At 63.1% G+C, this 26,617-nt stretch carries 25 protein-coding genes and 1 tRNA gene; 10 read left to right on the top strand and 16 right to left on the bottom strand.

The window, feature by feature from the left end:
• Positions 1-150 precede the first annotated feature (150 nt).
• On the bottom strand, positions 151-2,856 hold the full coding sequence (ppdK, locus tag AC1DYC_RS17520) for a pyruvate, phosphate dikinase (protein ID WP_477408493.1): 2,706 nt from the start codon (positions 2,854-2,856) through the stop codon (positions 151-153).
• Between the two features lie 218 nt (positions 2,857-3,074).
• On the opposite strand from ppdK, the gene AC1DYC_RS17515 reads away from it, so the two are divergent.
• The 3 genes from AC1DYC_RS17515 to AC1DYC_RS17505 all read left to right on the top strand — a co-directional run bounded on the left by AC1DYC_RS17515 (position 3,075) and on the right by AC1DYC_RS17505 (position 4,123).
• On the top strand, positions 3,075-3,419 hold the full coding sequence (locus AC1DYC_RS17515) for a VOC family protein (RefSeq protein ID WP_477408491.1): 345 nt from the start codon (positions 3,075-3,077) through the stop codon (positions 3,417-3,419).
• 110 nt (positions 3,420-3,529) lie between these two features.
• Positions 3,530-3,604 (top strand) — tRNA-Gln (locus AC1DYC_RS17510).
• Between the two features lie 150 nt (positions 3,605-3,754).
• Entirely contained in the window at positions 3,755-4,123 is a 369-nt protein-coding gene (locus AC1DYC_RS17505) for a hypothetical protein (RefSeq protein ID WP_477408489.1), read from the top strand.
• A gap of 288 nt (positions 4,124-4,411) precedes the next feature.
• On the opposite strand, the gene AC1DYC_RS17500 is transcribed toward AC1DYC_RS17505, so the two are convergent.
• From AC1DYC_RS17500 to AC1DYC_RS17475, 6 genes are all read right to left on the bottom strand, one after another.
• On the bottom strand, positions 4,412-4,645 hold the full coding sequence (locus AC1DYC_RS17500; RefSeq protein WP_477408487.1) for a hypothetical protein: 234 nt from the start codon (positions 4,643-4,645) through the stop codon (positions 4,412-4,414).
• Positions 4,646-5,181: 536 nt separating this feature from the next.
• Positions 5,182-5,793 (bottom strand): hypothetical protein, encoded by a 612-nt coding sequence (locus AC1DYC_RS17495; protein ID WP_477408485.1) that lies wholly within the window; start codon positions 5,791-5,793, stop codon positions 5,182-5,184.
• Between the two features lie 136 nt (positions 5,794-5,929).
• On the bottom strand, positions 5,930-6,916 hold the full coding sequence (locus AC1DYC_RS17490) for an NAD-dependent epimerase/dehydratase family protein (protein ID WP_477408483.1): 987 nt from the start codon (positions 6,914-6,916) through the stop codon (positions 5,930-5,932).
• A 104-nt stretch (positions 6,917-7,020) separates the two neighbouring features.
• Entirely contained in the window at positions 7,021-10,479 is a 3,459-nt protein-coding gene (smc, locus tag AC1DYC_RS17485; protein ID WP_477408481.1) for a chromosome segregation protein SMC, read from the bottom strand.
• Positions 10,480-10,548: 69 nt separating this feature from the next.
• Positions 10,549-11,280 (bottom strand): DsbA family protein, encoded by a 732-nt coding sequence (locus tag AC1DYC_RS17480; RefSeq protein WP_477302741.1) that lies wholly within the window; start codon positions 11,278-11,280, stop codon positions 10,549-10,551.
• A 167-nt stretch (positions 11,281-11,447) separates the two neighbouring features.
• A complete protein-coding gene (locus AC1DYC_RS17475; RefSeq protein ID WP_477408479.1) occupies positions 11,448-11,954 on the bottom strand; it encodes a DUF721 domain-containing protein in 507 nt (168 codons plus the stop codon).
• Positions 11,955-12,004: 50 nt separating this feature from the next.
• Here AC1DYC_RS17475 and mutY point away from each other — a divergent pair, with 50 nt between their 5' ends.
• A complete protein-coding gene (mutY, locus tag AC1DYC_RS17470) occupies positions 12,005-13,105 on the top strand; it encodes an A/G-specific adenine glycosylase (protein ID WP_477408477.1) in 1,101 nt (366 codons plus the stop codon).
• Positions 13,106-13,223: 118 nt separating this feature from the next.
• Positions 13,224-13,835, top strand: coding sequence for an HAD family hydrolase (locus tag AC1DYC_RS17465; protein ID WP_477408475.1), 612 nt, complete (start codon positions 13,224-13,226; stop codon positions 13,833-13,835).
• Positions 13,836-13,855: 20 nt separating this feature from the next.
• Here the strand turns inward: AC1DYC_RS17465 and AC1DYC_RS17460 are convergent, their stop codons facing one another.
• Positions 13,856-14,989 carry a DNA methyltransferase gene (locus AC1DYC_RS17460; RefSeq protein ID WP_477408473.1) on the bottom strand — a complete coding sequence of 378 codons (1,134 nt, stop codon included), beginning with the start codon at positions 14,987-14,989 and terminating at the stop codon, positions 13,856-13,858.
• Between the two features lie 190 nt (positions 14,990-15,179).
• Here AC1DYC_RS17460 and AC1DYC_RS17455 point away from each other — a divergent pair, with 190 nt between their 5' ends.
• Positions 15,180-15,866, top strand: a complete 687-nt coding sequence (locus tag AC1DYC_RS17455) for an HAD family hydrolase (protein WP_477408471.1) — start codon at positions 15,180-15,182, stop codon at positions 15,864-15,866.
• Positions 15,867-15,974: 108 nt separating this feature from the next.
• On the opposite strand, the gene AC1DYC_RS17450 is transcribed toward AC1DYC_RS17455, so the two are convergent.
• The 7 genes from AC1DYC_RS17450 to AC1DYC_RS17420 all read right to left on the bottom strand — a co-directional run bounded on the left by AC1DYC_RS17450 (position 15,975) and on the right by AC1DYC_RS17420 (position 19,288).
• Positions 15,975-16,412, bottom strand: coding sequence for a DUF1801 domain-containing protein (locus AC1DYC_RS17450; RefSeq protein WP_477408469.1), 438 nt, complete (start codon positions 16,410-16,412; stop codon positions 15,975-15,977).
• 12 nt (positions 16,413-16,424) lie between these two features.
• Complete coding sequence (locus tag AC1DYC_RS17445; protein ID WP_477408467.1) at positions 16,425-16,889, bottom strand: DUF1801 domain-containing protein; 465 nt, start codon at positions 16,887-16,889, stop codon at positions 16,425-16,427.
• 5 nt (positions 16,890-16,894) lie between these two features.
• Complete coding sequence (locus AC1DYC_RS17440; RefSeq protein WP_477408465.1) at positions 16,895-17,116, bottom strand: hypothetical protein; 222 nt, start codon at positions 17,114-17,116, stop codon at positions 16,895-16,897.
• Positions 17,117-17,142: 26 nt separating this feature from the next.
• Positions 17,143-17,535: a VOC family protein gene (locus AC1DYC_RS17435; RefSeq protein ID WP_477408463.1), complete on the bottom strand. Its 393-nt coding sequence runs from the start codon at positions 17,533-17,535 to the stop codon at positions 17,143-17,145.
• A 70-nt stretch (positions 17,536-17,605) separates the two neighbouring features.
• A complete protein-coding gene (locus AC1DYC_RS17430) occupies positions 17,606-18,031 on the bottom strand; it encodes an SRPBCC family protein (protein ID WP_477408462.1) in 426 nt (141 codons plus the stop codon).
• Complete coding sequence (locus AC1DYC_RS17425; RefSeq protein WP_477408460.1) at positions 18,028-18,351, bottom strand: ArsR/SmtB family transcription factor; 324 nt, start codon at positions 18,349-18,351, stop codon at positions 18,028-18,030. The genes AC1DYC_RS17430 and AC1DYC_RS17425 overlap by 4 nt, the downstream gene beginning before the upstream one ends.
• Positions 18,352-18,556: 205 nt before the next feature.
• The gene (locus AC1DYC_RS17420; RefSeq protein ID WP_477408458.1) at positions 18,557-19,288 is read right to left on the bottom strand and encodes a hypothetical protein; all 732 of its coding nucleotides are present in this window, start codon (positions 19,286-19,288) and stop codon (positions 18,557-18,559) included.
• Between the two features lie 128 nt (positions 19,289-19,416).
• Between AC1DYC_RS17420 and thrC the strand changes: the two genes are divergently transcribed.
• The 4 genes from thrC to AC1DYC_RS17400 are packed head-to-tail and all read left to right on the top strand — an operon-like array spanning position 19,417 to position 25,630.
• Positions 19,417-20,814, top strand: a complete 1,398-nt coding sequence (gene thrC / locus AC1DYC_RS17415; RefSeq protein ID WP_477408456.1) for a threonine synthase — start codon at positions 19,417-19,419, stop codon at positions 20,812-20,814.
• A gap of 14 nt (positions 20,815-20,828) precedes the next feature.
• Positions 20,829-22,121, top strand: a complete 1,293-nt coding sequence (locus AC1DYC_RS17410; protein WP_454573809.1) for a M16 family metallopeptidase — start codon at positions 20,829-20,831, stop codon at positions 22,119-22,121.
• 20 nt (positions 22,122-22,141) lie between these two features.
• Positions 22,142-22,738: a GNAT family N-acetyltransferase gene (locus AC1DYC_RS17405; RefSeq protein WP_192256360.1), complete on the top strand. Its 597-nt coding sequence runs from the start codon at positions 22,142-22,144 to the stop codon at positions 22,736-22,738.
• Between the two features lie 3 nt (positions 22,739-22,741).
• Complete coding sequence (locus AC1DYC_RS17400) at positions 22,742-25,630, top strand: EAL domain-containing protein (protein ID WP_477408454.1); 2,889 nt, start codon at positions 22,742-22,744, stop codon at positions 25,628-25,630.
• Between the two features lie 300 nt (positions 25,631-25,930).
• Here the strand turns inward: AC1DYC_RS17400 and AC1DYC_RS17395 are convergent, their stop codons facing one another.
• Entirely contained in the window at positions 25,931-26,539 is a 609-nt protein-coding gene (locus tag AC1DYC_RS17395; RefSeq protein ID WP_023668405.1) for a YqgE/AlgH family protein, read from the bottom strand.
• Between the last annotated feature and the right edge of the window lie 78 nt (positions 26,540-26,617).

Genomic DNA, 26,617 nt, shown 5'->3' with positions numbered 1-26,617 from the left:
GGGACCGTGAAATTGGGCAGAAACGATGTCGGGATTGCGTGCTGAGACGCGCACATCAGCGTGAATTTGCTTACAAAATCGTAAGCTTAGCGCCAAACGGCCACCCCCAGGGGTGGCCGTTTGCGCGACGCGGAAACAACTATGTCGAAATCAGGATGCCGCGGCGCTCTTTTTGGGGCGCGGCGCCGCCATCTTGGCAATCTGCACCGCGGCCTGCGCGGCAGCCAATCTTGCGATCGGCACGCGATAGGGCGAGCACGAGACATAGTCGAGCCCGATCTCTTCGCAAAAGCGGATCGAGGCCGGATCGCCGCCATGCTCGCCGCAAATGCCAAGCTTGATGTCGGGCCGCGTCGCCCTGCCCTTTTCAGCCGCCATGCGCACCAGTTCGCCGACGCCCTCAATGTCGAGCGAGACGAACGGATCCTGCTCGATGATGCCCTTCTGACGGTAGGTCTCCAGGAACGAGGCCGCGTCGTCGCGCGAGATGCCGAAGGTGGTCTGGGTGAGGTCGTTGGTGCCGAAGGAGAAGAATTCGGCCGACTCGGCAATGACGTGCGCCCGGATCGCCGCGCGGGGCAGTTCGATCATCGTGCCGGTCAAATATTCGATCTTGACGCCGGTCTCCTCCATCACGCTCTTGGCGACGGCATCGATGCGCGCCTTGACGTAATCGAGCTCCTTCACCAGGCCGACCAGCGGCACCATGATTTCGGGAACCACCAGCGCGCCGGCCTTCTTGCCGGCCTCGACGGCGGCCTCGAAAATGGCGCGCGCCTGCATCTCGGCGATCTCGGGATAGGAGACGGCGAGACGGCAGCCGCGATGGCCGAGCATCGGATTGAACTCGTGCAAGGCCTCGGTGCGCTGCCTGAGTTTTTCCGGCGAGACATTCATGGCGGCGGCGACTTCCGCCACTTCCGCTTCGGTCTTGGGCAGGAATTCGTGCAACGGCGGATCGAGCAGGCGGATCGTCACCGGCAGGCCGGCCATGATCTCGAACAGTTCGAGGAAATCCGAGCGCTGCATCGGCAACAGTTTGGCCAGCGCCGTGCGGCGGTCCTTCTCTGTATCGGCCAGGATCATCTCGCGCATGGCGACGATGCGCTCGCCGTCAAAGAACATGTGCTCGGTACGGCACAGACCAATGCCTTCGGCGCCGAAGGAGCGCGCCATGCGCGCATCGAGCGGCGTCTCGGCGTTGGTGCGCACCTTCATGCGGCGCGCCGCATCGGCCCATTCCATGATGGCGGCGAAATCGCCGGAGAGTTCGGGCTGCAGCATCGACACGGCGCCCTTCAGCACCTGGCCGTTGCTGCCGTCGATGGTGATGATGTCGCCTTTGCGGAAGGTCTGGCCCATCGACATCAAGGTGCCGGCCTTGTAGTCGACGCGCAGCGAGCCTGCGCCCGACACGCAAGGCTTGCCCATGCCGCGCGCCACCACGGCGGCGTGGCTGGTCATGCCGCCGCGCGTCGTCAGAATGCCTTCCGAAGCGTGCATGCCGTGAATGTCTTCAGGGCTGGTTTCGATGCGCACCAGGATCGCCTTGCGCCCTTGCGTATTCAGTTCTTCCGCATCGGCGGAGGAGAAAACAATCTCGCCGGTCGCAGCACCCGGAGAAGCCGGCAGGCCGACGCCGATGACGTCGCGCGGCGCCTTCGGATCGATGGTCGGATGCAACAACTGGTCGAGCGAGGCCGGATCGATGCGAGCGACCGCCTCTTCGGTGGTGATCAGCTTGTCACGCGCCATTTCGACAGCAATCTTGAGCGCCGCCTTGGCGGTGCGTTTGCCGGAACGCGTCTGCAGCATCCACAATTTGCCGCGCTCGATGGTGAATTCGAGGTCCTGCATGTCGCGGTAGTGCTGCTCCAGGCGGTCGGAGATGTCGACGAAGGAGCGGAACGCGTCCGGCATCAGCTTCTGCAGCGACGGCTTGTCGGAGCCGGCGGCGATGCGCGCCGCCTCGGTGATGTTCTGCGGTGTGCGGATGCCGGCCACGACATCCTCACCCTGCGCGTTCACCAGGAACTCGCCATAGAGCATCTTTTCGCCGGTCGAGGGATTGCGAGTGAAGGCGACGCCGGTGGCCGAGGTGTCGCCCATATTGCCGAACACCATGGCCTGGACATTGACCGCCGTGCCCCAGCTTTCGGGAATGTCGTGCAGGCGCCGGTAGGTGATGGCGCGGTTGTTCATCCAGCTGGAGAAGACGGCGCCGATCGCGCCCCAGAGCTGCTCGTGCGGGTCCTGCGGGAACGGCTTGTCGAGTTCCTCCTCGACCTTGGCCTTGTAGAGCGCAATGACGCCCTGCCATTCCTCAGCCGTCAGTTCGGTGTCGAGTTCGTAGCCGAGGCTCGCCTTCTGGTCCTCGAGGATTTCCTCGAACACTTCGTGGTCGAGGCCCATGACGACATCGGAATACATCTGGATGAAGCGGCGGTAGCTGTCATAGGCAAAGCGGGCATCGCCGGAATCGGTGGCCAGCGCTTCCACCGTCTCGTCGTTGAGGCCGAGATTGAGTACGGTGTCCATCATGCCCGGCATCGAGGCTCGGGCGCCTGAGCGGACCGAGACCAGCAGCAATTTCGACGGATCGCCGAAGCGGCGCCCGGTAAGCCGGCCGATATGGTCGAGCGCTTCGGTGACGTCGGCCTTCAACGCGGCCGGATAGCTGTTGCCGTTGGCGTAATAGGCGTTGCAGACTTCGGTGGTGAGGGTGAAGCCCGGCGGCACCGGCAGGCCAAGACTGCACATCTCGGCCAGATTGGCGCCCTTGCCGCCGAGAAGATTGCGGTCGCCCGCGCGTCCCTCCGCGGCGCCATCGCCGAAGGTGTAGACCCATTTGGTCATGCTCGCCCTCCAAGTCCTGGAAGATAGACAACACCGGAGCCAAAAGCCCGGTTCCCCCGCGTTACGACCCGAGCGTTATTATGCTGCAGTGCGAAAGGCAAGGCGTGGTCAGCCAAGCCCGGCCACTACAATCGATTAAGCAAAAGCTGCGTCAAAAAGACTTGCCGACCAGTCGCCCACGATATAGAACATATCGAGAACAAGTTGGGAGTAGCGTGATGAAACTCAACGGAAAACTCGACTATCTCGAATTGCCTGCGACCGGCGGGACGCTGGACAGCGTCAAGGCTTTCTACAGCGCGGCCTTCTCGTGGTCGTTCACCGACTACGGGCCGACCTATTCGGCCTTTGGCGAAGGGCTCGACGGCGGTTTCCAGGCCGATAGCGTGGAGGCGACGGCCAAACCGCTGCCGGTGCTTTATTCGCAAGACCTGGAAGCAACCCTCGACGCCGTCGAAAATGCCGGCGGCACGATCGTCAAGCCTATCTTCTCGTTTCCGGGCGGCAGGCGGTTCCACTTCAACGATCCGGCCGGCAATGAGCTGGCGGTCTGGGGCGAATAGCGGGCACCCGTGCCAGGCGGTGGATCAGTTTTGCACAGGGACCAACTCGGCATTGAGCTTTCGTGCCGCTCGTCCTATAAGGCCGCGCGCAGCGGGCAAAGCCCGCCTGCTGGGGCGTCGCCAAGTGGTAAGGCATCGGTTTTTGGTACCGACATTCCCAGGTTCGAATCCTGGCGCCCCAGCCAATTTACATGCCTTTTGAAATCAATGATTTGCGGACGCCATGAATAGCTGCCGTCAGCGGCTATCCGGCCCCCCACGCGACCCGACTCCATCCACAGAGCCGGGCCGTGCGAAGACGATCAGTAGTCGCTGTCGTCCTGGATGATGACGGGATGATGATGCCGATGATGGCGACGCTCGATCGAGCCCGTGACGATAACGGTATCCGGGCGATGATGTCTACGACCGTGGTCATAGAAGGCAACCGTGCCGTGCTTACGGTGATGAAGCCGTTGACCCTGGTCATTGATGATTACTGTATCCGGGCGATGATGTCTGCGGCCGTGGTCGTAGAAGGCAACGGTGCCGTGTTTGCGGTGATGAAGGCGTTGACCCTGGTCATTGATGATCTTGACGACCTTGTGGTTATGTCGATGGTGGGTGGTAACGATTACGTCAGCCGAGGCTACCGCCGGCATCGCCATGAACAGCGCCAAAGCGCTCACGATCATTGTTTTCATTGCAATATTTCCATCTGCTAATTATCCCTTCGCGGGGATAACCGCGTCCCATCCCTTTGGTTCCGAGTGGCGTCGTCAGTTCCCGCGGCGCGAACACGGCATGTCGAAAGAGGGAATTTCGACACCAAGGTCTTGTTGGCAGGACGCTCTTCAAAGCCGACCGAGGAGTTGCGCAACCCGACAAAGCAGCGCTGCGCACGACCCTCTGTATCGCAGTTCGATCACCTGATCTTTGGTGTGAGGCATCTGCCTTGCGAGGAAGCCCGTCGGCCTTTCAGGATTTCCGAGAAGACGACCAATCAGGCCGTCTCAGATCCCGTAAACAAGTGCAATGTAGATCACCGGTGCCAAGATCAGCAAAATCCCCATCGCGATAAGCACGGCGATTGCCAGGCGCTCTGTTCGCCTGACAAGGTCAGCGACCTTGTCGTCGTCAGCCGCCGGCATGAGGTCAAGGACCGAAGAAACTTCCGTAGGACTGTCGTTGTCATTTGCGGGTCGGGTGGTTGCGCGGTCAGGCACTGATCTCTGGACAAAGGTCACTATTAGCCTCGTTCTTGAAACGTCACGCCGCTTGGCGGTGTCACAACAATCGGGAGCCCGCTACTCTCTTGGGAATGGCGGGCACCCGATTGACCGCCGATGAAGGGACTCATACTCGGCAGCCCGGTTGCAATGTATTGAGAGGGCATAGGTTGCCCCCCTTCGACCTATAGCTCTGACGACAGGACTTCAGTCATACGCTGCTCGGACCTTGGTCGTACCTCCGACGAAGGGATGGCGGCCATTTGTGTCGACGCAGAAAAACGCGGGAACATTAGTAGGCTCTGACGAGTTCACTCCCAGCAACAAATTTTCGGGAGAGACATCGTGAACAACATAATTTGGCTCGTCGGAGCGGTCGTCATCGTGATTGCGATACTGAGCTTCTTTGGCCTCCGATAAACGGGCGTCTGCCGAATGCCGACAAACACGAACTCGTTTCGCGCAACTTTCTTTGGATAATGAGTTGAGTTGAGGGCGCCATGCGTCCCATCATTTTCAAGCGGCCGAAGGTTGCGCGTTGATCCGCACAACAATCAGTTCGTCTTGCGGCCAAAGACACGGGCGACGCGGCCGAACGGGCCGGGATCTGCTTCAGTCGGTTTGGCTGGCGATGCTTGCATCGTCGTCGTCTCGCGCGCGGGATGATTTCTCGGGTTGGAGACCATTGCCATCACCGCCTTGTTGGCGTCGAACTTCGATGCCGGCCGGGCGTTGCCCATTCTCTGACGGGTCAGATCCGAGCATGTGGGCTTGCCGTTCGCATCGAGAACCTCGCCCATGGTCAGTTTCTTGGTAAAGGCAAAAAGTTCCCAGACGGCATAGCGGACGGCGTCCGCACCATAATTGCCGCTGGCGCCCTTGGCATGGAACTCCATCAATTTGGGGATAAGAAAATTCGCCTTGCCCGCATCTGCTTCGCCTTCATAAGGCAACGTGCTCCAGTCCGATTTTATGAACGACGATCTGAAGTCGGCAGTCTCTCGCCAGAGAGCAACGGCGGTCGCCGGGTCGACAAAGGCCGCGACGTAGTTGCCTTTCAGATTGTGGGCGATCCGCTGCCCGTCCAGTAGGTCCTTGCATTCCGGAACGAGCCAGACAGCCTTCGGGAAGATCGACTGCATCTCAAAATCGTAGTTCAGCTCCACCGCAAGCCTCCCACGCCCGCCTTGACGTGGCGTCAATCTCCCAGCTTGCGCTTAAATTTCCCTCTCTTCGGCCGCGAAATCGCACCGAATGGGCGGCGGGCAACTTGATGGTCCTGCGACCTGCCATTCCCGGCAATCAGCTCTTTGCCGACTTCGCCATCCATTCCGACCGGTACCAGTCGACGAATTTTTTCAAGCCGTCCTCGATCGAAACGCTGGGCCTGAAGCCGAAATCGCGTTCCAGCGCCGTCATGTCGGCATAAGTCTGCTCGACGTCGCTGGTCTGCATCGGCTCGCTCTGGCGGATCGCCTTTACGCCGAGCAGCTTTTCCAGCGTGTCGATGAAGTCGGCGAGCCGCACCGGGCTGTTGTTGCCGACATTGTAGAGCCGGCTGGGTGGAACCTCAGTCAAGGGCGGCTTGTCGAGCACGGCGACGACCGCTCTCACCACATCGTCGACATAAGTGAAATCGCGCCACATTTCGCCATTGTTGAACACGCGGATCGGCCTGCCCTCGAGCATCGCCTGGGTGAACAGCCAATAGGCCATGTCGGGCCTGCCCCACGGGCCGTAGACGGTGAAGAAGCGCAGGCCGGTCTGCGGCAGGCCGAAGAGATGAGCATAGGTGTGGCTCATCAGTTCATCGGCCTTTTTGGTGGCGGCGTAGAGCGAGACCGGCCTGTCGACCTGGTCGGTCTCTGCAAACGGCACCTTGCGGTTGCCGCCATAGACCGAACTCGACGAGGCATAGACCAGATGCTCGAAGCCGACTGTTGCGCGGCAGAATTCAAGCACTTCGAGGTGACCTGCAACGTTGGAGCGGACATAGAGCCGGGGATTGTCCAGCGAATGGCGCACGCCCGCCTGTGCCGCCAGATGAACGACCCTGACGATGCCTTGTCCGGCCAGCGCATCGGCCAGCGCGCCGGGTTCGGCGATGTCGAGCTGGTGAAAAGAAAAACCCTTGTGAGGCTGGAGACGGGCGAGCCGTCCCTGCTTCAGCGCCAGGTCGTAATAGTCGTTCATATTGTCGACGCCGACGACGGCTTCGCCGCGGTTCAGCAAATGATGGCAGACATGGCTTCCGATGAACCCCGCGGCTCCAGTGACGAGTACAGGCAACAACGTTCTCCATAGGCACGATCAGGTCGGCCCACTGATCCGACCATTTTCAGTTGCTGCTATAGTCGAAAGCCTGAATTGAGGCCACAGGCCACGCTGACGAGTCAGCTCGCCTCGCGCATCGCCTCGGCGGCTTGCAGGTCGACTGAGACCAGCTGGCTGACGCCCTGCTCGGCCATGGTCACGCCGAACAGGCGATTCATGCGCGCCATGGTGATCGGATTGTGGGTGATGATGACGAAGCGCGTCTCGGTGGTGGCGGCCATTTCGTCCATCAGGTTGCAGAAGCGCTCGACATTGTGATCGTCAAGCGGCGCGTCGACTTCGTCGAGCACGCAGATCGGCGCCGGATTGGTCAGGAACACGGCAAAGATCAGCGACATCGCCGTCAGCGCCTGCTCGCCGCCGGAAAGCAGCGTCATGGTCTGCGGCTTCTTGCCGGGCGGACGCGCCAGGATTTCGAGCCCGGCTTCGAGCGGATCGTCGGATTCGATCAGCTGCAGCTCGGCCGTGCCGCCGCCGAACAGATGCGAGAACAGCCGCTGGAAATGGCCATTGACGACATCGAAAGCGGCGAGCAGCCGTTCGCGGCCCTCGCGGTTCAGGCTCTGGATCGCTTGCCTGAGCTTGCGGATCGCCTCGATGATGTCCTCACGCTCGGAGACGATGGTCTCCAACCGGTCGGACAATTCCTTCTGTTCTTCCTCGGCGCGCAGATTGACGGCGCCCAGCCGTTCACGCTCGACCTTCAGCCGGTCGAGCTGGCGCTCGATGTCGGCCATTTCCGGCATCGGGCTGTCGGCCTCCAGTCCGGTGTGGCGGATGACCAGATGCGGCGGCGTGTTCAGGGTTTCCTGGATGCGCGACTCGACCTCGAGCCGGCGTTCGTCGGCTGCGGTCAGCCGCTCTTCGGCGCGGACGCGGGTTTCGCGGGCATCGGCCAGCGACTGGATCGCCGCGGTGGCGGCCTTGTCCAGTTCGGCCTGCTTGTTCTCGGCCTCCTGCAACCGGTCGGCGGCCGCCTTGCGCAAAGTCTCCGCCTCGGTCAGCTGCGACAGCAGCGCGCGGCGCCTGGCGTCGATCTCGTCGGGGGCGTCGGCCAGCGTTTCGCGCTCGGCCTCGGCTTCAGCCCTACGCTCGCCAAGCGAAGCGATCTGGGTCGAAGCATTTTCCGCACGCTGCAGCCAGCTGCGGCGTTCGGCGCCGATCGCATCGAGCCGGCGCGTGCGCGCCTCGGCTTCGCGGCGGAGGCCCTCATGGACGGCGCGCGCGTCGGCAAGGGTTGCACGGTCCCTGCCGACATTGGCGGCGGATTGTTCGAGCTGCAATTGCAGGTCGCCGAGGTCGGGTGCGTCCTGCAGCATCATTTCCGCCTCGGCGAAAGCGGCAGCTGTCTCTTCGTGGCTGTCGACGATACGCGCGCGCGCCTCGTCCAGGGCAGCGCGACGGCTTGCCAGTTCGCCGCCGGCCTTTTCGGCCTCGGCCAGCGCGTTGCGGGCGGCGTCCAGCCCGTGCTGGGCATCGCGCCCGGCCTGGCGGGCGTTGCGCTCGGCTTCGCTAGCCTGGCGCAGCGCCTGCTCGGCCTGGGCAAGGGCGGCTTCCGCCTCACGCACGATCTGCGTCGCCTGCACAGCTTCGGCATCGAGTTCGGCCAGCCGGTTCTTCTGCGCCAGCCGTTGCGCGGCCGCCGTCGGCGCATCGGCGCTGGCGGTCAGGCCGTCCCAGCGCCACAGCGCGCCGTCTCGGCTGACCAGCCGCTGGCCGGGCGCAAGCAGCGCCTGCAGGCGGCGGCCATCGGCGGCGTCGACGATACCGATCTGGGCCAGCCTGCGGGCAAGCTGTGAAGGCGCGCTGACCACGCTGGCGAGGCTCTTGATGCCTTCGGGCAGAGCCGCATCGCCGGGCTGAACCTGGCTTTCGCCCCAATGCACCGGCGCGCTGCGGTCGAGCGGCACGTCGAGATCCTCGCCAAGGGCAGCACCAAGCGCGGTCTCGTAGCCGCGTTCGACGCTGAGCTGTTCCAGCACCGATGGGAAAAGATCGCCGCTGGCGGCGTTTAGGATCTTGGCCAGCGTGCGCGCTTCGGTCTCGATCCCGGCGAGTTCTGACCGGGCGTCCTGCAGCGGCGGGCGGGCGGCACTCTCACTGGCGCGCGCCTCGGCGACCGCCTGTTCGGCAGTGATGGCGTTGGCCTCGGTTTCCTCCAGCCGGGCAAGCGCGTCCTCGACCAGCGCACGCTTCTCGGCAGGGTCGGGCAAGCCCGCGACCTTCGACAGGATTTCCGACAGCTCGCGGTCGACATCGGCCAGCTGGCGGGCAAAACGGTCACGGCGTTCGGCGGTCTCGCGCAGCGTGCGCTCGATCTGGTTGCGCGACGCCGCGGCCTCAGCCCGTTCGGCGGTCAGTGCGGCGAGTTTTGCTTCACTCTGGGCAAGTGTGGCATCGGCCTGCTCGAAAGCGGCGCGCGTGGTGGCTTCGCGTTCGGCAGCACCGGCATTTTCGGAATTGAGCGTCGCCTCTTCCTCGCGCAGGCGCTCGAGAATATCCGCATTGTCGCGCACCATGCGCTCTTCGCGGGCAATGTCGCCGTCGAGTTGCTGCAGCCGGCGCTCGAGCTCGGCCTGGCGGGCGCGGATGCGGCCAGCCTCCTCCTCGATCTGCGATTTCGCGATCGACAGGCGCTGGAAGGCCGCGGCCGCCGCGGCCTCTGCGTCACGCAGATCAGGCAGCCGGTGCGCGGCGATGCCTTGCTCGCGGGCGGCGGCCATTTGCGCCGAGGCGCGGTCGCCGACCAGAGCGGTGGCAACGGCAAGTGCCGAGCGCGCCTCGCCTTCCTGGGTCTTGGCCAGCGTCCAGCGCAGATGCAGGAGCGTCGCCTCGGCCTTGCGGATATCGGCTGACAGGTTCTTGAAGCGCGAGGCCTGGCGCGCCTGGCGCTTCAGGCTTTCGATCTGGCTCTCCAGTTCGCCGACGACGTCGTCCAGCCGCTCCAGATTCTGTTCGGCGGCCTTCAACCGCAGCTCGGCCTCGTGACGGCGCGTGTGCAGGCCGGAAATGCCGGCAGCTTCTTCGAGCAGGGCGCGGCGCGCCTGGGGCTTCGCCTGGATCAGCTCGCCGATGCGGCCCTGGCCGACCATCGAGGGCGAGCGTGCGCCGGTCGACTGGTCGGCGAACAGAAGCTGCACGTCCTTGGCGCGGGCTTCCTTGCCGTTGATGCGGTAGAGCGAGCCGGCCTCGCGCTCGATGCGGCGCGACACCTGCAATTCATCGGCGTCGTTGAAAGCGGCGGGTGCGGTGCGGTCGCTGTTGTCGAGGAACAGCGTGACTTCGGCGGTGTTGCGCGCGGGCCGCGTCCCCGACCCGGAAAAGATCACGTCGTCCATGCCGGACGCACGCATGTTCTTGTACGAGCTTTCGCCCATCACCCAGCGCATCGCCTCGACAAGGTTCGACTTGCCGCAACCGTTCGGCCCGACAATACCGGTCAGGCCGCGTTCGATGACGAACTCGCCGGGTTCGACGAAGGACTTGAAGCCGAGGAGACGGAGGCGCGAAAACTTCATTCGCGCCTGCCTACAGGTCGCAGAGGTGCGCAGTCGCCAAAGCGCAGTCGCTCCGGCGCCGGCTGGACGTCAGAGCAGAGGGTCGATGATGGCCGATATTTCCTCAATCGACATCGCACCTTTGTAGGTCTTTCCGTTGATGAAGAAGGTCGGCGTCGAGTCGACCTTGAATTCATCGGCGCCGCGCTTCTGGACCGATCTCACATCGTCCAGAAGTTTCTGGTCCGTCAAGCAGGCCTCGAAGGACTCCTGTGTAAAACCGGCGAGCTTGGAGATCTGCAGCAGCGCATCCTTGGTATTGTTGACGCCGACCCAGTTGGCCTGCTGCTTGAACAGCACGTCGACCATCGGGAAATAATTATCCTTTGAACAGCGCGCCAGCATGAAACCGGCCTCGGCGCTCGGATCGAACGGGAATTCGCGCAGTATGTAGCGGGCCTTGCCGGTGTCGATGTACTTGGTCTTCAACTCTGGGAAGGTGGTCGCGGCGAAATGCGCGCAATGCGGGCAGGTCATCGAGGCATATTCGACGATGGTGACCTTGGCGTCGTCCTTGCCGAGCTGCTTGTCGGGTAGAGCGCCGGGCTTCAGCAATTCCGCCATGTTGACGTCGCCCGTCGAGTCCGGCGCCTTGGCGGCGGCCGGCGTGGCAGGCGTCGCAGCCGGCACGGCAGGCGTTGCAGGCTTGACGTCCGCCGCCTTGGCATCCTCGCCGGAATCGCTGCATGCGGCGAGCAGTGCCACTGCCGGAATGGCTGCCAGCGACGACAGGAGGTTTCTGCGGGACAAGCTACGGTTCATGCGAATCACCTGACTATGGTTGGATTTTGCAATGCAAAGGCTAGAAAAGGCGAGAGTTGGCGGGAATTAAGGCATCGCCGTCCCCATTCCAATCGCCTAACTCTATATGCATCATCACGAATGCGCGAGATTGGTGACGGGTTCATGACCGGCTGATTACCGGTTGATTACCCCGGCCGCTTCCTTTCGCCAAGAATGGTGGCGCCCAGCCGCTCCAACGAGGCGCGCAGGCCTTCGTCCTCGATCTTGCCGACGGTATCGGACAATTTGGCCTTCTCGACAGGTGTCAGAGGCCTGGGAACCGGTTTCGGACGGGCTTTCTCCGATAGCACCGGCTTCTGCACGATCCGGATCCGGCCGATCGCGTTGAAGCCAAGGAAAGCGTTGACGCGGTTGATGATTTCGCCGGTCTCGTGCTGCAGATGCAGTGCCGCCATGCCTTCGCAGGCGATAACCAGCGTCGCCGGCTCGAACGGGTCGTCCTCATGCATGCGGCGCGGCCACTGGATTTTTTCCGGGCGCGAATGGCCGGCAAGCCGCGGCCCGGCAATCTCTTCCCACGACTGCACCAGCCCGATCGAGATGCCGGCCCGCTTGCGCAGCACGGGATCGAGGATCTGGGTGGCGAGATCGCTCACCGGAACGGGATTGCCGTAAGGCGTTCTCCCTGCCATGTACGTTCTCCAGCCACGCTCCCCACCAGCCTAGAGCCAGCCCGCGATCAATGGCACTGCACGAACAGACCCGCAAGGCCGCATCCGGAGAGATCGCTTCACGCCTGCTCGGATGGTACGACGCGCACCACCGCGAGCTGCCGTGGCGCATTGCGCCGCGCGCTGCGGCCGGCGGCGCACGGGCGGATCCTTATCGGATCTGGCTGTCGGAGGTGATGCTGCAACAGACCACGGTCGAAGCGGTAAAATCCTATTTTCGCGCTTTCGTCGAAAAATGGCCTGATGTGGAGGCACTTGCCGCGGCACCAACCGAGGATGTGATGAAGGCCTGGGCCGGGCTTGGCTATTATTCGCGCGCCCGCAATCTCAAGGCCTGCGCCGATCTCGTTGCGCAACGCGGCGGCCGCTTTCCCGACAACGAAGCGGGTTTGCGGGAACTGCCGGGCATCGGCGCCTATACGGCGGCGGCGATCGCGGCCATCGCCTTCGACCGGCCGGCAGCCGTCGTCGACGGCAATGTCGAACGTGTCATCACGCGGCTCTATTCCATCGCAACGCCGCTCAGCGAGGCAAAGCCTGAAATCCGTGCGCTGGTCGAAAAACTGGTGCCGCAGACAAGGCCCGGCGACTTCGCCCAGGCGATGATGGATCTAGGCGCCACGATCTGCACGCCAAAGCGGCCGCGCTGCATGCTGTGCCCGGTGCGCGAGAATTGCAGCGCCATTCTGTCCGGCGATCCCGAACGTTTTCCGTTCCGCCTGCCGAAGGCCGACAAGCCGCTGAGGCGGGGCGCCGCCTTCGTCGCCGAACGCAGCGACGGCGCCATACTGTTGCGTAAGCGGCCGGACAAAGGCCTGCTCGGCGGCATGACCGAAGTGCCGACCACCGGCTGGACCGCGCGGATCGATGGCGCGACGACTGCGGACGCCGCACCCTTCCCCGCCGACTGGCGGCGCGCCGGTGAGATCGCGCATGTCTTCACCCATTTCGCGCTCGAGCTCGAAGTCTTTCACGCGCAGGTGAAAAGTGATGCGCCGGAAGGACATTTCTGGTCGCTGGCCCATGACATTTCGGGGGAAGCGCTACCGACCGTCATGAAAAAGGTCATCGAAGCGGCGATACCGGGCGCGACCAAAGCGCGTCGTGTGTGATTGATCAGACCGCGACGCGCTTTGGGTTGTTTGTTTTGTGCATGTCGTTTTCCCAAAACCGCTGCACACTTTTGGGCGACATGCACCTAAAAGCACCGCCCGCATTGAAGGGATAAAGATGACTGAAATCCGCCACATCGTGTTCGACATCGGCCGCGTGCTGATCCACTACGACCCGAACATTCCGTTCAGCCGTCTGATCCCGGATGCCGAGGAGCGCAAGTGGTTCTTCGACAATGTCTGCACGCATGACTGGAACATCGAGCAGGACCGTGGCCGGACGTGGGAAGAGGCGGAAGCGCTGCTGATCGCCGAGCATCCCGATCATGCCGAAAACATTCGCAATTTTCGCCGCCACTGGCACGAGATGGTGCCGCATGCCTATGAGGACAGCGTCGCCATCATGCTCGGCCTGATCGAGAGCGGCCACGACGTGACCATGCTGACCAACTTCGCCGCCGACACGCTTGCCGAAGCGAGGCTGCGCTTCGACTTTCTCAGCCGCCCGCGCGGCGTCACCGTGTCGGCCGATATCCGTGAGATCAAGCCCGACCGCGCCATCTACGACCATCACGTCGCCGCATTCGGCCTCGAACCGTCGGCGACGCTGTTCATCGACGACAGCCAGAAGAACGTCGACGGCGCCAAGGCGGCCGGCTGGCAGGCGGTGCTGTTCACCGACGCAAAAACGCTCAAGGCGGACCTTGAGCGTTTTGGGATAAAAGTCTGAGGCGGTAGCGGGGAGGCCGATCAGGCCCCTGCCCGCTCCATGCCGAGCCTGGCGATGCGGCGCAATTCGTCGATCGGGGTCAGGCCGCCCGAGCGCTCATAGTGCCAGAAGGTCCAGCCGTTGCAGGCGTCCAGACCCTGCACTTCGGCGCCGATCTTGTGGATCGAGCCGGCGCTGTCGCCGATCGCCACGGTGCCGTCGGCGCGCACCTTGGCGGCCCAGCGCTTCTTGGAATCATAGAGTGTCGCACCGGGCTGCATCAGCCCGGTGTCGAGAAGGCTGACAAAGGCGACACGCGGCTCGGCGCGCTTGCCTGTCAGCACGGTGAGATCGGCGGTTTCAAGCGGCCGCACCGCGTCGATGCGCTCATTGGCGGCGTCGATATAGGCCTGCTCGCGCTCTATGCCGACGAAGTGGCGGCCAAGGCGCTTGGCGACGGCGCCGGTGGTGCCGGAGCCGAAGAACGGGTCGAGGACGATATCGCCAGGCTTGGTCGAAGCCATCATGATGCGGGCAAGCAGTGCTTCCGGCTTCTGCGTCGGATGCAATTTGTCGCCATTGTCGTTCTTCAGCCGCTCGCCGCCCGTGCAGATCGGAAACAGCCAGTCGGAACGCATCTGGATGTCGTCGTTGGAGGCTTTCATCGCCTCGTAGTTGAAGGTGTAGCCCTTGCCCTTCTGGTCGCGCGAGGCCCAGATCATGGTCTCATGCGCGTTCTGGAAGCGGCGGCCGCGGAAATTCGGCATCGGGTTCGTCTTGCGCCAGACGACATCATTGAGGATCCAGAAGCCGAGATCCTGCATCTTGGCGCCGACCCGGAAAATGTTGTGATAGGAGCCGATGACCCAGATGGTGCCATTGGGCTTCAGGACGCGGCGCGCCGCCAGCAGCCAGGCGCGGGTAAAGGCGTCATAGGCCTCGAAGCTCTCGAACTGGTCCCAGTCGTCGTCGACGGCATCGACCTTGGACTGGTCTGGCCGGTGCAGGTCGCCGTCGAGCTGCAGATTGTAGGGCGGATCGGCGAAGATGACGTCGATGGATCTTTCCGGCAGCCGGTCGAGCGCGGCGACGCAATCGCCCTTGAGGATCGTGTCCAGCCACTCGGATTGCTGGGGAGCGTGAGAAAGGTCGTCGAGAAGACGCACGGCAGACATGTTTACACCCAAAGCACGCGTTACTGTTTACTCCCCGTTATGGTTACCGATCAGCGTAAATATTCGGTGAAGGGCGTAACCAGCCCGGCTGCCCTGATGTCGTTAATTTGCGCAGCCCGGCCTGTTGGTGTATGCCGCGCCGCCTGAGCCCTGTCGGGCCACCCACCATCCTCCCTCGTTCCGGATTGCCATGCCCCAGCCAGATCTTGTCATCTTCGATTGCGACGGCGTGCTCGTCGATTCCGAAATCATCGCCGCCCGTGTCGAGGCCGAACTGCTGACACTCGCCGGCTTCGAAATATCGGCCGAGGAGATCGCCGAAAGCTATGCCGGGCTGACCTTCAAGGACATCATGATGCGGGTCGAGGAGAAGTCCGCCATCCCGTTCCAGGCCTCGATGATCGACCGCGCCGAAGAGCTGGTCGACCGCAAATTGCGCAGCGACGTGCGCGCCATCGACGGCGCGCGCGAGGCGGTGGCTGCGGTCACCGCGCCGCGCTGCGTGTGCTCGAATTCACGCTCCGAGAGGATCGAATTCATGCTGGAGAAGGTAGGCCTGCTGCCGTTCTTCGCCGGCCGGATTTTTTCAGCGCTGGAGATACCAAGCAAGAAGACCAAGCCCGCCCCGGACGTTTTCTTGTTTGCGGCGGAGAAACTCAACGCCGATCCGGCCAACACCTTCGTCATCGAGGATTCGGTGCACGGCGTCGCCGGCGCCAGGGCTGCCGGCATGCGCGTGATCGGCTTCACCGGCGCCGCGCACAGCTATCCCGGCCACGCCGACGCGCTGACCGAGGCCGGCGCAGAAACGGTTATCCGCCGCTGGGCCGAACTGAAAAGCGTGATTGCCGCGCTATCCGAGTGGTCGGACGCCTAAAGCGTTTCACCGTTTCACGGAAACGGCGAACCCCTCTAGGCCTTTGTTTTTACGCAATTCCGGACGGAAAACCGCTTCACACTTTTCCTGGAATTGCTCTAAACTAACTCAATCCTTGGCTTTGATCGCCTTGGCTCGAGCCGGCTTCTTCTTCGCCTTGTTATAGGCAATCGCCGCGCGGACGAGCTCTTTCAGTGCATCCGCATCGATCTCCTCGCCTTCGGAAACATCGATCGCCCGCCACACCTTGCCGTTGAGGCCGTTGTTGAACAGCTTGTCAGGGTCCGGCAAGCTGGCGCCGTGCGAAAAGGTCAGCTTCACCTTGTCCTTGTGGGCGTTGCCGACGGCGATCATGCCGTCGCGCGACCATACCGGGCTGCCCATCCACTTCCACTCCTCGATGATCTCAGGATCGGCGTCGAGGATGGTCTTGCGCAGGCTGGCGAGCGTCTTGCCTCGCCAATCGTCCAGTTCGCGGATCCTGGCATCGATCCGCTCGGAGGCTGAAGGTCCTGCCTCCGACTTGTTCGCACCGCTGGTCTTCATGGTCTCCTCCGTTCACATCTTCTCGCCAGGCAATTTGCTGGCCTGCTTCACCCAGCTGGCAAACCTGGTCTCGTCGATCTCTTCGCCTTCATGAATGTCGAGATAGCGCACGTCCTTCTGCTTCGAGCCACCGGGAGGAACGGGATCCAGCGAGGCGCCGCGGAAGAAGGCGACTTTGACGTATCTGGTGAAGCAATGCAGGCTGAGGAACCAGCCTTCGCCCTCGATGCCATAGAACGGCGAGTTCCACTTCACCGCCTTGTAGACACCGGGAACGGCGCCAACGATGAGCGCGTCGAGGCGGCGCCCGACATCGCTTTTCCAGCCCGGCATGGCCGCGATATAGGCCTGCACGGGGGCATCCCCATAGGCCTTGGCGATTTGCGGGTTGCCGCCTGAAAGCAGGACCGGCTTGGCCGGCGCTGGTTTGGCTGGGGCCGGCTTCGCGGCCTTCGATTTTCCGGGCGCCTTGGCCATCGTCCCTACCCTTGCGCGCGTTGCTCACCGACCGATTTCGCGAGATAGGGCAGCACGAACATATAGAGCCCGCTGAACAGCAGCAGGAAGAGCGGCAGCAGCGGCGAGTAGACCACCCATGCCGGAGGCTGGCCGAATGCCATTGTGATGAAATTGGCTGCCACGGTCAGCGTGAAGATGATCGACAGCCAACGGTGGGTTTGCCTTATCCACTTGCTCCAGTTCATTGCCACCTCCTCTTGAAAATGTGCGCTTACCAGCGTGCCAGCTGGGTGATCTGGATGAGATTGCCGCAGCTGTCGTTGAGCTGGGCGATGGTCGAGCCGGTCACGTCGGTCGGCGCCATGGCGAACGCACCGCCGCGCCCCTTGATGCGCTCATAGTCGCCCTTGATGTCATCGGTGAACAGCATGAGCGCCGGCTGGCCCTGCTTGAAGATGGCCTGCTGGTAGGTTTTGGCGGCCGGATTGTCGTTGAGCGCGAGTTGCAGTTCGGTTCCCTCGGGTTCATCGGGCGAGGTTACGGTCAGCCAGCGAAAAGGCCCATTGCTGAAGTCGGCCTTCACGGCAAAACCCAGCACGTCGGTGTAAAAACGCAGCGCGTTGTCCTGGTTGTCCACGTAGACGCTGGTCAGCTTGATCTTCATCGATTTTCTCCTTTTTTTTCGTTCGGTGGCCCCGCAATCGGGGCATGGCGCTGAATTGGGCCGGCAGGCCTCAATCTGGCTTCGCCAGAAGCTGCTCCAGCCTGGTGAGGAATTGCTGCCACCCGGCCCTGGCGCCGCCATAGGCCTGTTTCTGATCGGGGTGGAAGCCCGACTGCTCGACGCGCAGATGGGTTCCCGTGCTGGTGGGCGTGAGCGTGAACGTCACCACGCTCTTCAGATTGTAGGCTGCATCCTCATGCGCAAAATCCCAGCTGTAGGACAGCGTCCTGTTCTGCTCGATGGCCAGCACCTCGCAATCGAGCACGCCGCCCCAGTCGCCGCGAAGATTGAAGCTGTGGCCGATGACAGGCTTGAAATCGTTCTTCATGAGCCACTCCTCCATCAGATGCGGCTGCGTCAACGCGCGCCAGATCTTTTCCGCCGGCCAGGATATTTCACGTTCCACGACGACGGTGCGCAGTTCCGGCTTGCTCACTGGTCCATCCTTTTCAGCAGATCCTCGAGATCGTCGAAGCGGCTCTCCCAAAACCCCGTCATCTGAACCGTCCAGTCCGTCAGCGGACCAAGTGCTGCGGGCAGCGCGCTGTAGTGGGTCTGTCGTCCGGCGTGGCGGTCGAGCACCAGGCCGGCCTGCTTCAGGACGCCGAGATGCTTCGACACCGCCGGCTGCGAGACCCCGGACTGCGCCGTCAGCGCCCCCACAGTCTGCTCACCCTGGCGGCACAGGCGCTCGAAAATGGCCCGCCGGGTCGGGTCGGCAAGGGTTCTGAAAAGAGTATCGTGGGCGTACGGCATCGGGATCAATAACCTGCGAGCTATTGATTGACGTATAACCGCCGGGATATGGATCAGTCAAGTGCGCTAGATGGCATGGATCACGATTTAAAGCGCAAACGGCAGCTGCCTGCAGGCGCGTTCCTGCAGGGTCATGGTCAGATCATTTCGATCTTTCAAAGAGTTGGCAGCCAGCGTCGCAGCTGCGACGCCCCCTAGGCGATGCCTAGTTCGTCGCCGGAGCGCGCTTCTTTTTCTTGCCGGACTTCTTGTCCGCAGCCGCCGGCGCGGTGTCGTCATAGCCGGCAAAGGCCTGGTAGTCCTTGGCGGACGGCTCGGGCACAACGACGTTGGAATCGGTGAAGACGAACTGGGTGGCGGTCGAGGGATCGCTGACCTGGATCTGATAGGGATGGATCTGCGAATAAAGCACGTCGGTGCCATGCATGACTGCGATGCGGATCGGCATGGTGATGGTGCCGGGGGTGAACATCGGTCCCGGCACGATCTTGCCGGCAACGCCAATCTTCATCGTCAGCTGGCCGTTGGCGCGGCTGCAATCGCGGCTCACCTCGCTGATGGAGGCCTGGTAGATGATCTTGGTCGGATCCTTGTTCGGATCGACGATGGTGCCATCCGGCGCCGTCTGCGCGGCGGCAGCGGCCTCGGCATCCTGCGCGGCGTCAGCCTTTTTCTTTTTCGGTTGCGACGCGCCCTTGGCGTAGGTGTTGAAATAGGCGGTGCCGTCACGCAACGTCACTTTCGGGCAATAGGCCTGCAACTGGCTGGCGAGCACCTTGGGGTCCTGCGGCGGTATTGGCGCATTCGGATCGGTCTTCTTGCCTATTCCGAGGTTGAGGATGCCATTGTCGCTCGATTGGCAGCCGGCGGCGGCAAGCATAAAGCCGGCGAGCGCCAGACCCGCGACAAAGCGACGGTTGAACGAATAGAACGCCATGAAACTGCACTTCCCTCTCGCAAAGCTGGTGACGTATAGCAACGGCGCGGCAAAAATGCGACTGAGCCAGCGCAGAAATTAACCACTCTGTGGTGAACGGAAACGCCAAGCGGCAACGGGTCTGTGACATGCAATATGTGAGTACTCGCGGGGAAGCACCCGCGCTGGGATTTTCGGACGCGGTGCTGGCCGGACTGGCACGCGACGGTGGGCTCTATGTGCCGCGCGAGTGGCCGCAGTTTTCGGCAGCCGATATCCGCGCCATGCGCGGCCTGCCTTATCCCGACCTCGCCATCCGCGTGCTGACGCCGTTCCTTGGCGGCGAGATCGCGGCACCCGTGTTTGAGCGCCTGGTGCGCGAAGCCTACGCCACCTTCCGCCACCAGGCCGTCTGCCCGCTGGTACAGACCGGCCCCAACACTTTCATCCTCGAGCTCTTCCACGGTCCGACACTGGCTTTCAAGGACGTCGCAATGCAGCTGCTGGCCCGGCTGATGGACCATGTGCTAGCAGAGCGCGGCCAGCGCGCCACGATCGTCGGCGCCACTTCGGGCGACACCGGCGGTGCGGCCATCGACGCCTTTGCCGGCCGCGACCGCACCGATATCTTCGTGCTGTTCCCGCATGGCCGCGTCTCGCCTGTGCAGCAGCGGCAGATGACGACATCGACCGCAGCCAATGTCCAGGCGCTGGCCATCGAAGGCAATTTCGACGACTGCCAGGGGTTGTTGAAGGACATGTTTAATGACCATGCCTTCCGCGATGGCGTCTCGCTGTCGGGCGTCAATTCGATCAACTGGGCCCGCATCATGGCCCAGATCGTCTATTATTTTTCCTCGGCGCTTTCGCTCGGCGCGCCGGACCGGCCCGTTTCCTTCACCGTGCCGACCGGCAATTTCGGCGACATCTTTGCCGGTTACGCCGCCAAGAAGATGGGCCTGCCGATCGAGCGGCTGATCGTCGCCACCAACGATAACGACATATTGGCGCGCACTTTCGCGACCGGCGAATACCGCACCAAGGGCGTGTTTGCGACGACATCGCCATCGATGGACATCCAGGTGTCGTCGAATTTCGAGCGGCTGCTGTTCGAGGCCTCCGATCGTAATGCAGCGACCGTGCGGCGCTACATGGCCGGGCTGAAACAGTCCGGAGCCTTCACCATCGAAACGGCTGAAATGGCCAGGATGCGGGCCGAATTCGACGCCGGCCGCGCCGGTATGGATGAGGTCGCGGCCACCATCCGCTCGACGCTGGAAACCAGCAACTATCTGCTCGACCCGCATACGGCGGCGGCCATGCATGTCGCCGCCGGCAAGGCTGACGGCGCCGTGCCGATGGTGGTGCTGGGTACGGCGCACCCGGCCAAGTTCCCGGCGGCTGTCGAAGCCGCCTGCGGCGTGTCGCCAGCCCTGCCTGCCTGGCTGGGCTCCTTGATGTCAGCCGACGAAAAATACACGGTACTTCCATCCGACCTGAAAATGGTGGAAGATTACGTGAGCCGCCACTCAAGGGCAGCGCGTTAGGGAGTACTTGCCATATGGGTGTTGAGGTAAGCCGTCTGTCGAACGGCCTGACAGTCGCCACCGAAACCCTTCCAAGCCTCGAATCCGTTGCCCTTGGTGCCTGGGTCAAGTCGGGCGCTCGCAATGAGCGTGACGAAGAGCACGGAATGGCCCATCTGCTCGAGCATATGGCCTTCAAGGGCACGAAAAGGCGCACGGCCTTCGAAATCGCCTCGGAAATCGAGGATGTCGGCGGCGAGATCAACGCCGCCACCAGCGTCGAGACGACATCCTACTATGCCAGGGTGCTGTCCGACGACGTTCCGCTGGCGGTCGATATTCTTGCCGACATCCTGCAGGAGTCCGAGTTCGACCCGCAGGAGCTGGAGCGCGAGCAGCATGTGATCCTGCAGGAGATCGGCGCCGCGCACGACACGCCCGACGACATCGTCTTCGACCGTTTCACCGAGACGGCGTTCCGCCACCAGACGATCGGCCGCTCGATCCTCGGCACGCCGGAAACCGTCAAATCCTTCACCTCCAAACAGCTGCACGATTTCATCGAACGCCAATATGGCGCCGAGCGCATGGTGATCGTCGCGGCCGGCGACATCAAACACGACAATTTCGTGCGCGAAGTCGAAAAGCAGCTCGGCGGCTTCCGCAGCAAGGCCGACAGCACGATGCCGCAATATGCGCAGTATGTCGGCGGCGATTTCCGCGAGGATCGCGACCTGATGGATGCGCAGATCGTGCTCGGCTTCGAAGGCCGCGCCTATCATGTGCGCGACTTCTATGCCTCGCAGGTGCTGTCGATGATCCTCGGCGGCGGCATGTCATCGCGGCTGTTCCAGGAAGTGCGCGAAAAGCGCGGCCTGTGCTATTCCGTCTATGCCTTCCACTGGGGCTTTTCCGACACCGGCATTTTCGGCGTGCACGCCGCGACCGGGCAGAGCGACATCGCCGAACTGGTGCCCGTCATCATCGACGAGCTGCAGAAGGCAGGCGAAAACATCCTGCAGGAGGAACTCGATCGGGCGCGTGCGCAATACCGCGCCGGACTGATCATGTCGGCGGAAAGCCCCGCAAGCCGCGCCTCGCAGATCGCCAGGCAGCTGCTTCTGTTCGGCCGGCCGATCGCCAAGGAGGAGTTGATGGAACGACTGTCGGCGCTGACCATCGAGCGGCTGACCGACCTGTCGTCACGGCTGTTTTCGACCAAGCCGACGCTGACTGCCGTCGGCCCCGTGGGTACGCTCGCGCCCTATGAGGCGATCCTCGATTCGCTTGCGGGCACGCACACCACGGCCCGCAAGCTCGCCGTCTAAGTCCCCTCAAGGCGCGCCCCGTGTTCGCGCTCCCTTTCTTTCGCCGTGACCTGCCGGCACTGAAGGGCGACCGGGTCACGCTGCGCGTGCCCTACACCAACGACTATCGCGAATGGTCGGCGCTGCGCGGCGAAAGCCGCGGCTTCCTCGAACCGTGGGAGCCGCGCTGGACGCCCGATGAGCTCGACCGCACCGCCTGGCGGCTGCGCATCGGCCGCTACCGCGAAGACTATGCACAGGGAACCGCCATCGCCTTCTTCATCTTCGAGAAGGCAAGCGGCAAGCTCGCCGGCGGCATTACGCTGGGCAACATCCGCCACGGCGTCTCGCAAAGCGGCCATGTCGGCTACTGGATCGGCGAGCGGTTTGGCGGCCGCGGCCTGATGACCGACGCGGTCAAGGTGGTCTGCCGCTTCGCCTTTGATACGCTGAGGTTGCACCGGATCGAAGCTGCCTGTATTCCCGACAACGCACGGTCGATCCGAGTGCTTGAAAAAGCCGGATTCCGGCGCGAAGGACTTTTGCGATCCTACCTCAGGATCAACGGCATCTGGCAGGACCACTACCTCTACGCCCGGATCGCGGACGATCCGCCGGGCGCTGGAACGAAGGACTGATTTTTGACGAATTTCCTGCGAAACGGGTCGCTGTTGGCCTTTGTTCTGGCGGCTGTCGTCACGCTCTGCGCGGCGCTTCCGGCCTTCGCCGTCGAACCGATCAAGATTGCCCGCGACGATGTCGCGCTCGACCTGTCGCGCGCCGTCTTGATCTACCGCGACCAGGGCGAGAACTTCCAGGTGTCGACCGCGCCCGGCCCTGACGGCATCGTGCGGCGCATCGAGGTCGAGGCCAATGACGCGCGCTCGACCGGTGACTGGGCGGTGTTTGCGCTCGCCAACACCACCGACCAGCAGCTCGATCGCCTGATCGTGGCGCCGCACTTCCGGCTGGTGAATTCCGGCATCTTCTGGCCCGATCTCGGCGCCACCCGCATCGCCGCGATCACACCCAGCGAGGGCTTCGCGCTGGACCGCCAGTCGAGCCCCGACGCCGACGTGTTCCGGGTGACGCTGAACCCGGGAACGGTGATCACCTTCATCGCCGAACTTGCCTCGCCCAAGCTGCCGCAGGTCTATCTGTGGGAGCCGGAAGCCTACAAGGACTCAGTCAATTCCTACACGCTGTTCCGCGGCATCGTCATCGGCATCGCCGGCCTTTTGGCGCTGTTCCTGACCATCCTTTTCGTCGTCAAGGGAACCTCGATGTTCCCGGCGACCGCGGCCCTCGCCTGGGCGGTGCTGGCCTATATTTGCGTCGATTTCGGCTTTTTAAACAAGATCATAGAGATATCGCCCGGCAATGAGCAGATGTGGCGAGCGGGAACGGAGGTGGCGCTTGCGGCGACCTTCGTTGTGTTCCTGTTCGCCTATCTCAATCTCAACCGATGGCACGGCCATTTCAGCTATGGCGCGGTGGTCTGGATCCTCGGCCTGCTGCTGATCGCCGGGGTGGCCATCGTCGATCCGGCCGTCGCCGCCGGCATTGCCCGGTTGTCCTTCGCCGCCACCGCGCTCACCGGGCTTGGCCTCATCATCCTGCTCGGTATTCGTGGTTACGACCGCGCCATCATGCTGGTGCCGAGTTGGGTGATGGTGCTGCTCTGGCTATGCGGATCGTGGATGGCGATCACCGGCATGCTCGACAACGACATCGCCCAGCCGGCCTTGGGCGGCGGGCTGATCCTGATCATCCTTTTGATCGGCTTCACCGTCATGCAGCATGCCTTTGCCGGCGGCGCGCTGCATCAGGGCCTGTTCTCCGACCTCGAGCGCCAGGCGCTGGCGGTGGCCGGCTCCGGCGACACGGTGTGGGACTGGGACGTGCTGCGCGACCGCGTCGTCACCAAGCCCGATGTCAGCATCCAGCTTGGCCTTGCGCCCAACAGCCTGGGGGGTGCGGCCCGCAACTGGCTGCCGGTGCTGCATGCCGACGATCGTGACACGTTCCGCACCACGCTCGACGTGGTGCTCGAGCACCGGCGCGGCCGGGTGTCGCAGAATTTCCGCCTGCGCGGCGCCGACGGGCACTACCACTGGTTCTCGCTGAGAGCACGGCCGGTGATCGGTTCGGACGGCGAAGTGATTCGCTGCGTCGGCACCATGGTCGACGTCACCGAGCAGAAAAAGTCCGAGGAACGGCTGCTGCACGACGCCGTTCACGATAATCTGACCGGCCTGCCCAACCGCGAACTTCTGATGAACCGGCTGGAAGCGATCATCTCGATTGCGCGCACCGAAGAGAAGGTGCGGCCCACCGTCTTCGTCATCGACATCGACCGCTTCAAGCAGGTCAATGACGGGCTTGGCATCTCGGCCGGCGACACCATCCTGCTCACCATTGCACGCCGCCTGCACCGGCTGCTGAAGCCGAAGGATTCGCTGTCGCGCTTTGCCGGCGACCAGTTCGCCCTGATGCTGCTGTCCGAGCAGGACCCTTCCCGCATCGCGGCGGTCGCCGACGCCATCAAGCACGCGATCAACAACCCGATCACCTTCGCCAAGCGCGAGATCGTTCTGACCGCCTCGATCGGCCTGATCACCTGGACTTCGGCGCAGACTTCGGCCGAGGACATGGTCAAGGACGCTGAGCTTGCCATGCACCAGGCCAAGCGCTTCGGCGGCGACAGGATCGAGCCGTTCCGGCCTGCCTTCCGCACCGTCGGCACCGACCGGCTGCAATTCGAATCCGATCTGCGCCGCGCCATCGAGCGACGCGAATTCACCCTCGCCTACCAGCCGATCGTGCGGCTGGAGGATGGCAGCATCGCCGGCTTCGAAGCGCTGCTGCGTTGGGACCACCCGCGCCGCGGCATGATTCCACCGGGCGATTTCATCCCGGTCGCCGAAAGCTGCGGCCTGATCGTGCAGCTTGGCCTGTTTGCCATGCAGCAGGCGGCCGAGGACCTCGCCGGCTGGCAAAAGCAGATCGGCGACACGCCGCTGTCGGTATCGGTCAATCTGTCCAGCCGCCAGCTGATCCGCCGCGACCTGGTCAGCGATGTCCGCTCGGTCATCGCGCGCGCCAATCTCAAGCCGCGCTGCTTCCGGCTCGAACTCACCGAATCGCTGGTCATGGACAATCCCGAGCAGACCTCGCATGTGCTGACCAAGCTGAAGCAGCTCGGCATCGGCCTGTCGCTCGACGATTTCGGCACCGGCTATTCGTCGCTCGCCTATCTGACGCGCTTCCCCTTCGACACCATCAAGATCGACAAGAGTTTCGTCGACGACGCGACGCCGAAGCGTGCGGTGCTGCTCAAATCCATGGTCAACATGGCGCATGAGCTCGGCCTGTCAGTGGTGGCCGAAGGCATTTCCGACGAAAGCGACGCGCTGGAACTGCGCCAGATGGGTTGCGAATACGTGCAGAGCTTCATGTTCGGCGCACCGATGCCCGGCGACCAGGTGCTGAAGGCTCTGAAAGAGCAGTATCCGATGACGCAAGCTTGACGCGGAGTCAGGCGCGTCGTCCAAAGCGCGAACCTCGGCGATTGGCCGAGACGCTTATCGCTTCGTCATCCTAGGGCGAAGCAAGGAGCGCAGCGACGCGGCGCAGGCCCTAGGATCCATGCCGTGACGTTAAGGCGTTGAAAACGGTGCAGAATTCTGCACCTCTGCGCCCTTCGATCGAGGGCACGGAATGGATCCTAGGGTCTCCGCGACGGAGCTTCGCTCCTGCTTCGCCCTAGGATGACGAAGGTGGGGGCGGCTTAAGCTAATTGCGAATGTTTGCGCGCGACTGTTCGCGAGTTACGCGTGCCCCGCCGCCAGGCTGAGATGCGCCAGGTCGATGCCGATACTGGCCAGGATGCGGTCGTACTTGCGTTCGATGTCGGCGTCGAACAGAAGCTCCGGCGTGGCCGGGCAGGTCAGCCAGCCATTTTCGGCAATCTCGGTTTCCAGCTGGCCGGCGCCCCAGCCGGAATAGCCGAGCGCCATCAGCGCGCGTCGCGGCCCACGACCGGACGAGATGGCGCGCAAGATGTCGACGGTGGCGGTCAGGCAGATGTCGTCGGAGACGGTGAGCGAGGATTCCACCCGGTAGTCGCCGGAGTGCAGGACGAAGCCGCGGCTGCGGTCGACCGGGCCGCCATTGCGCACGACGAAGTCGCGCGCCTGCGCCGGCAGCCTAATCGCCTCCTGCTCGTTCATGATGCCGAGCTGCACCAGAAGATCGGGAAACAGCATCTGCTGCGTCTGGTTGATGATCAGGCCCATCGCGCCTTCATCGCTGTGCGCGCAGATGTAGATGACGGAGCGCGTGAAACGGTCGTCCTTCATGCCGGGCATGGCAATCAGGAACTGGTCGTCGAGAAAGCCGCGTCCGCCGGCCGTCTTCTTGTGGCGCAACAAGTCCATGGAGGGAGCGTAACGCGTTTCCGGGACGCCGAAAAGATGCGCCGCGCGCGATTCGCCCAAAGCCCAATAGCTGGCGCA

This window comes from Mesorhizobium sp. P2_E7 (genome assembly GCF_056403855.1).
This window is presented reverse-complemented; position numbering and strand designations above follow the sequence as displayed.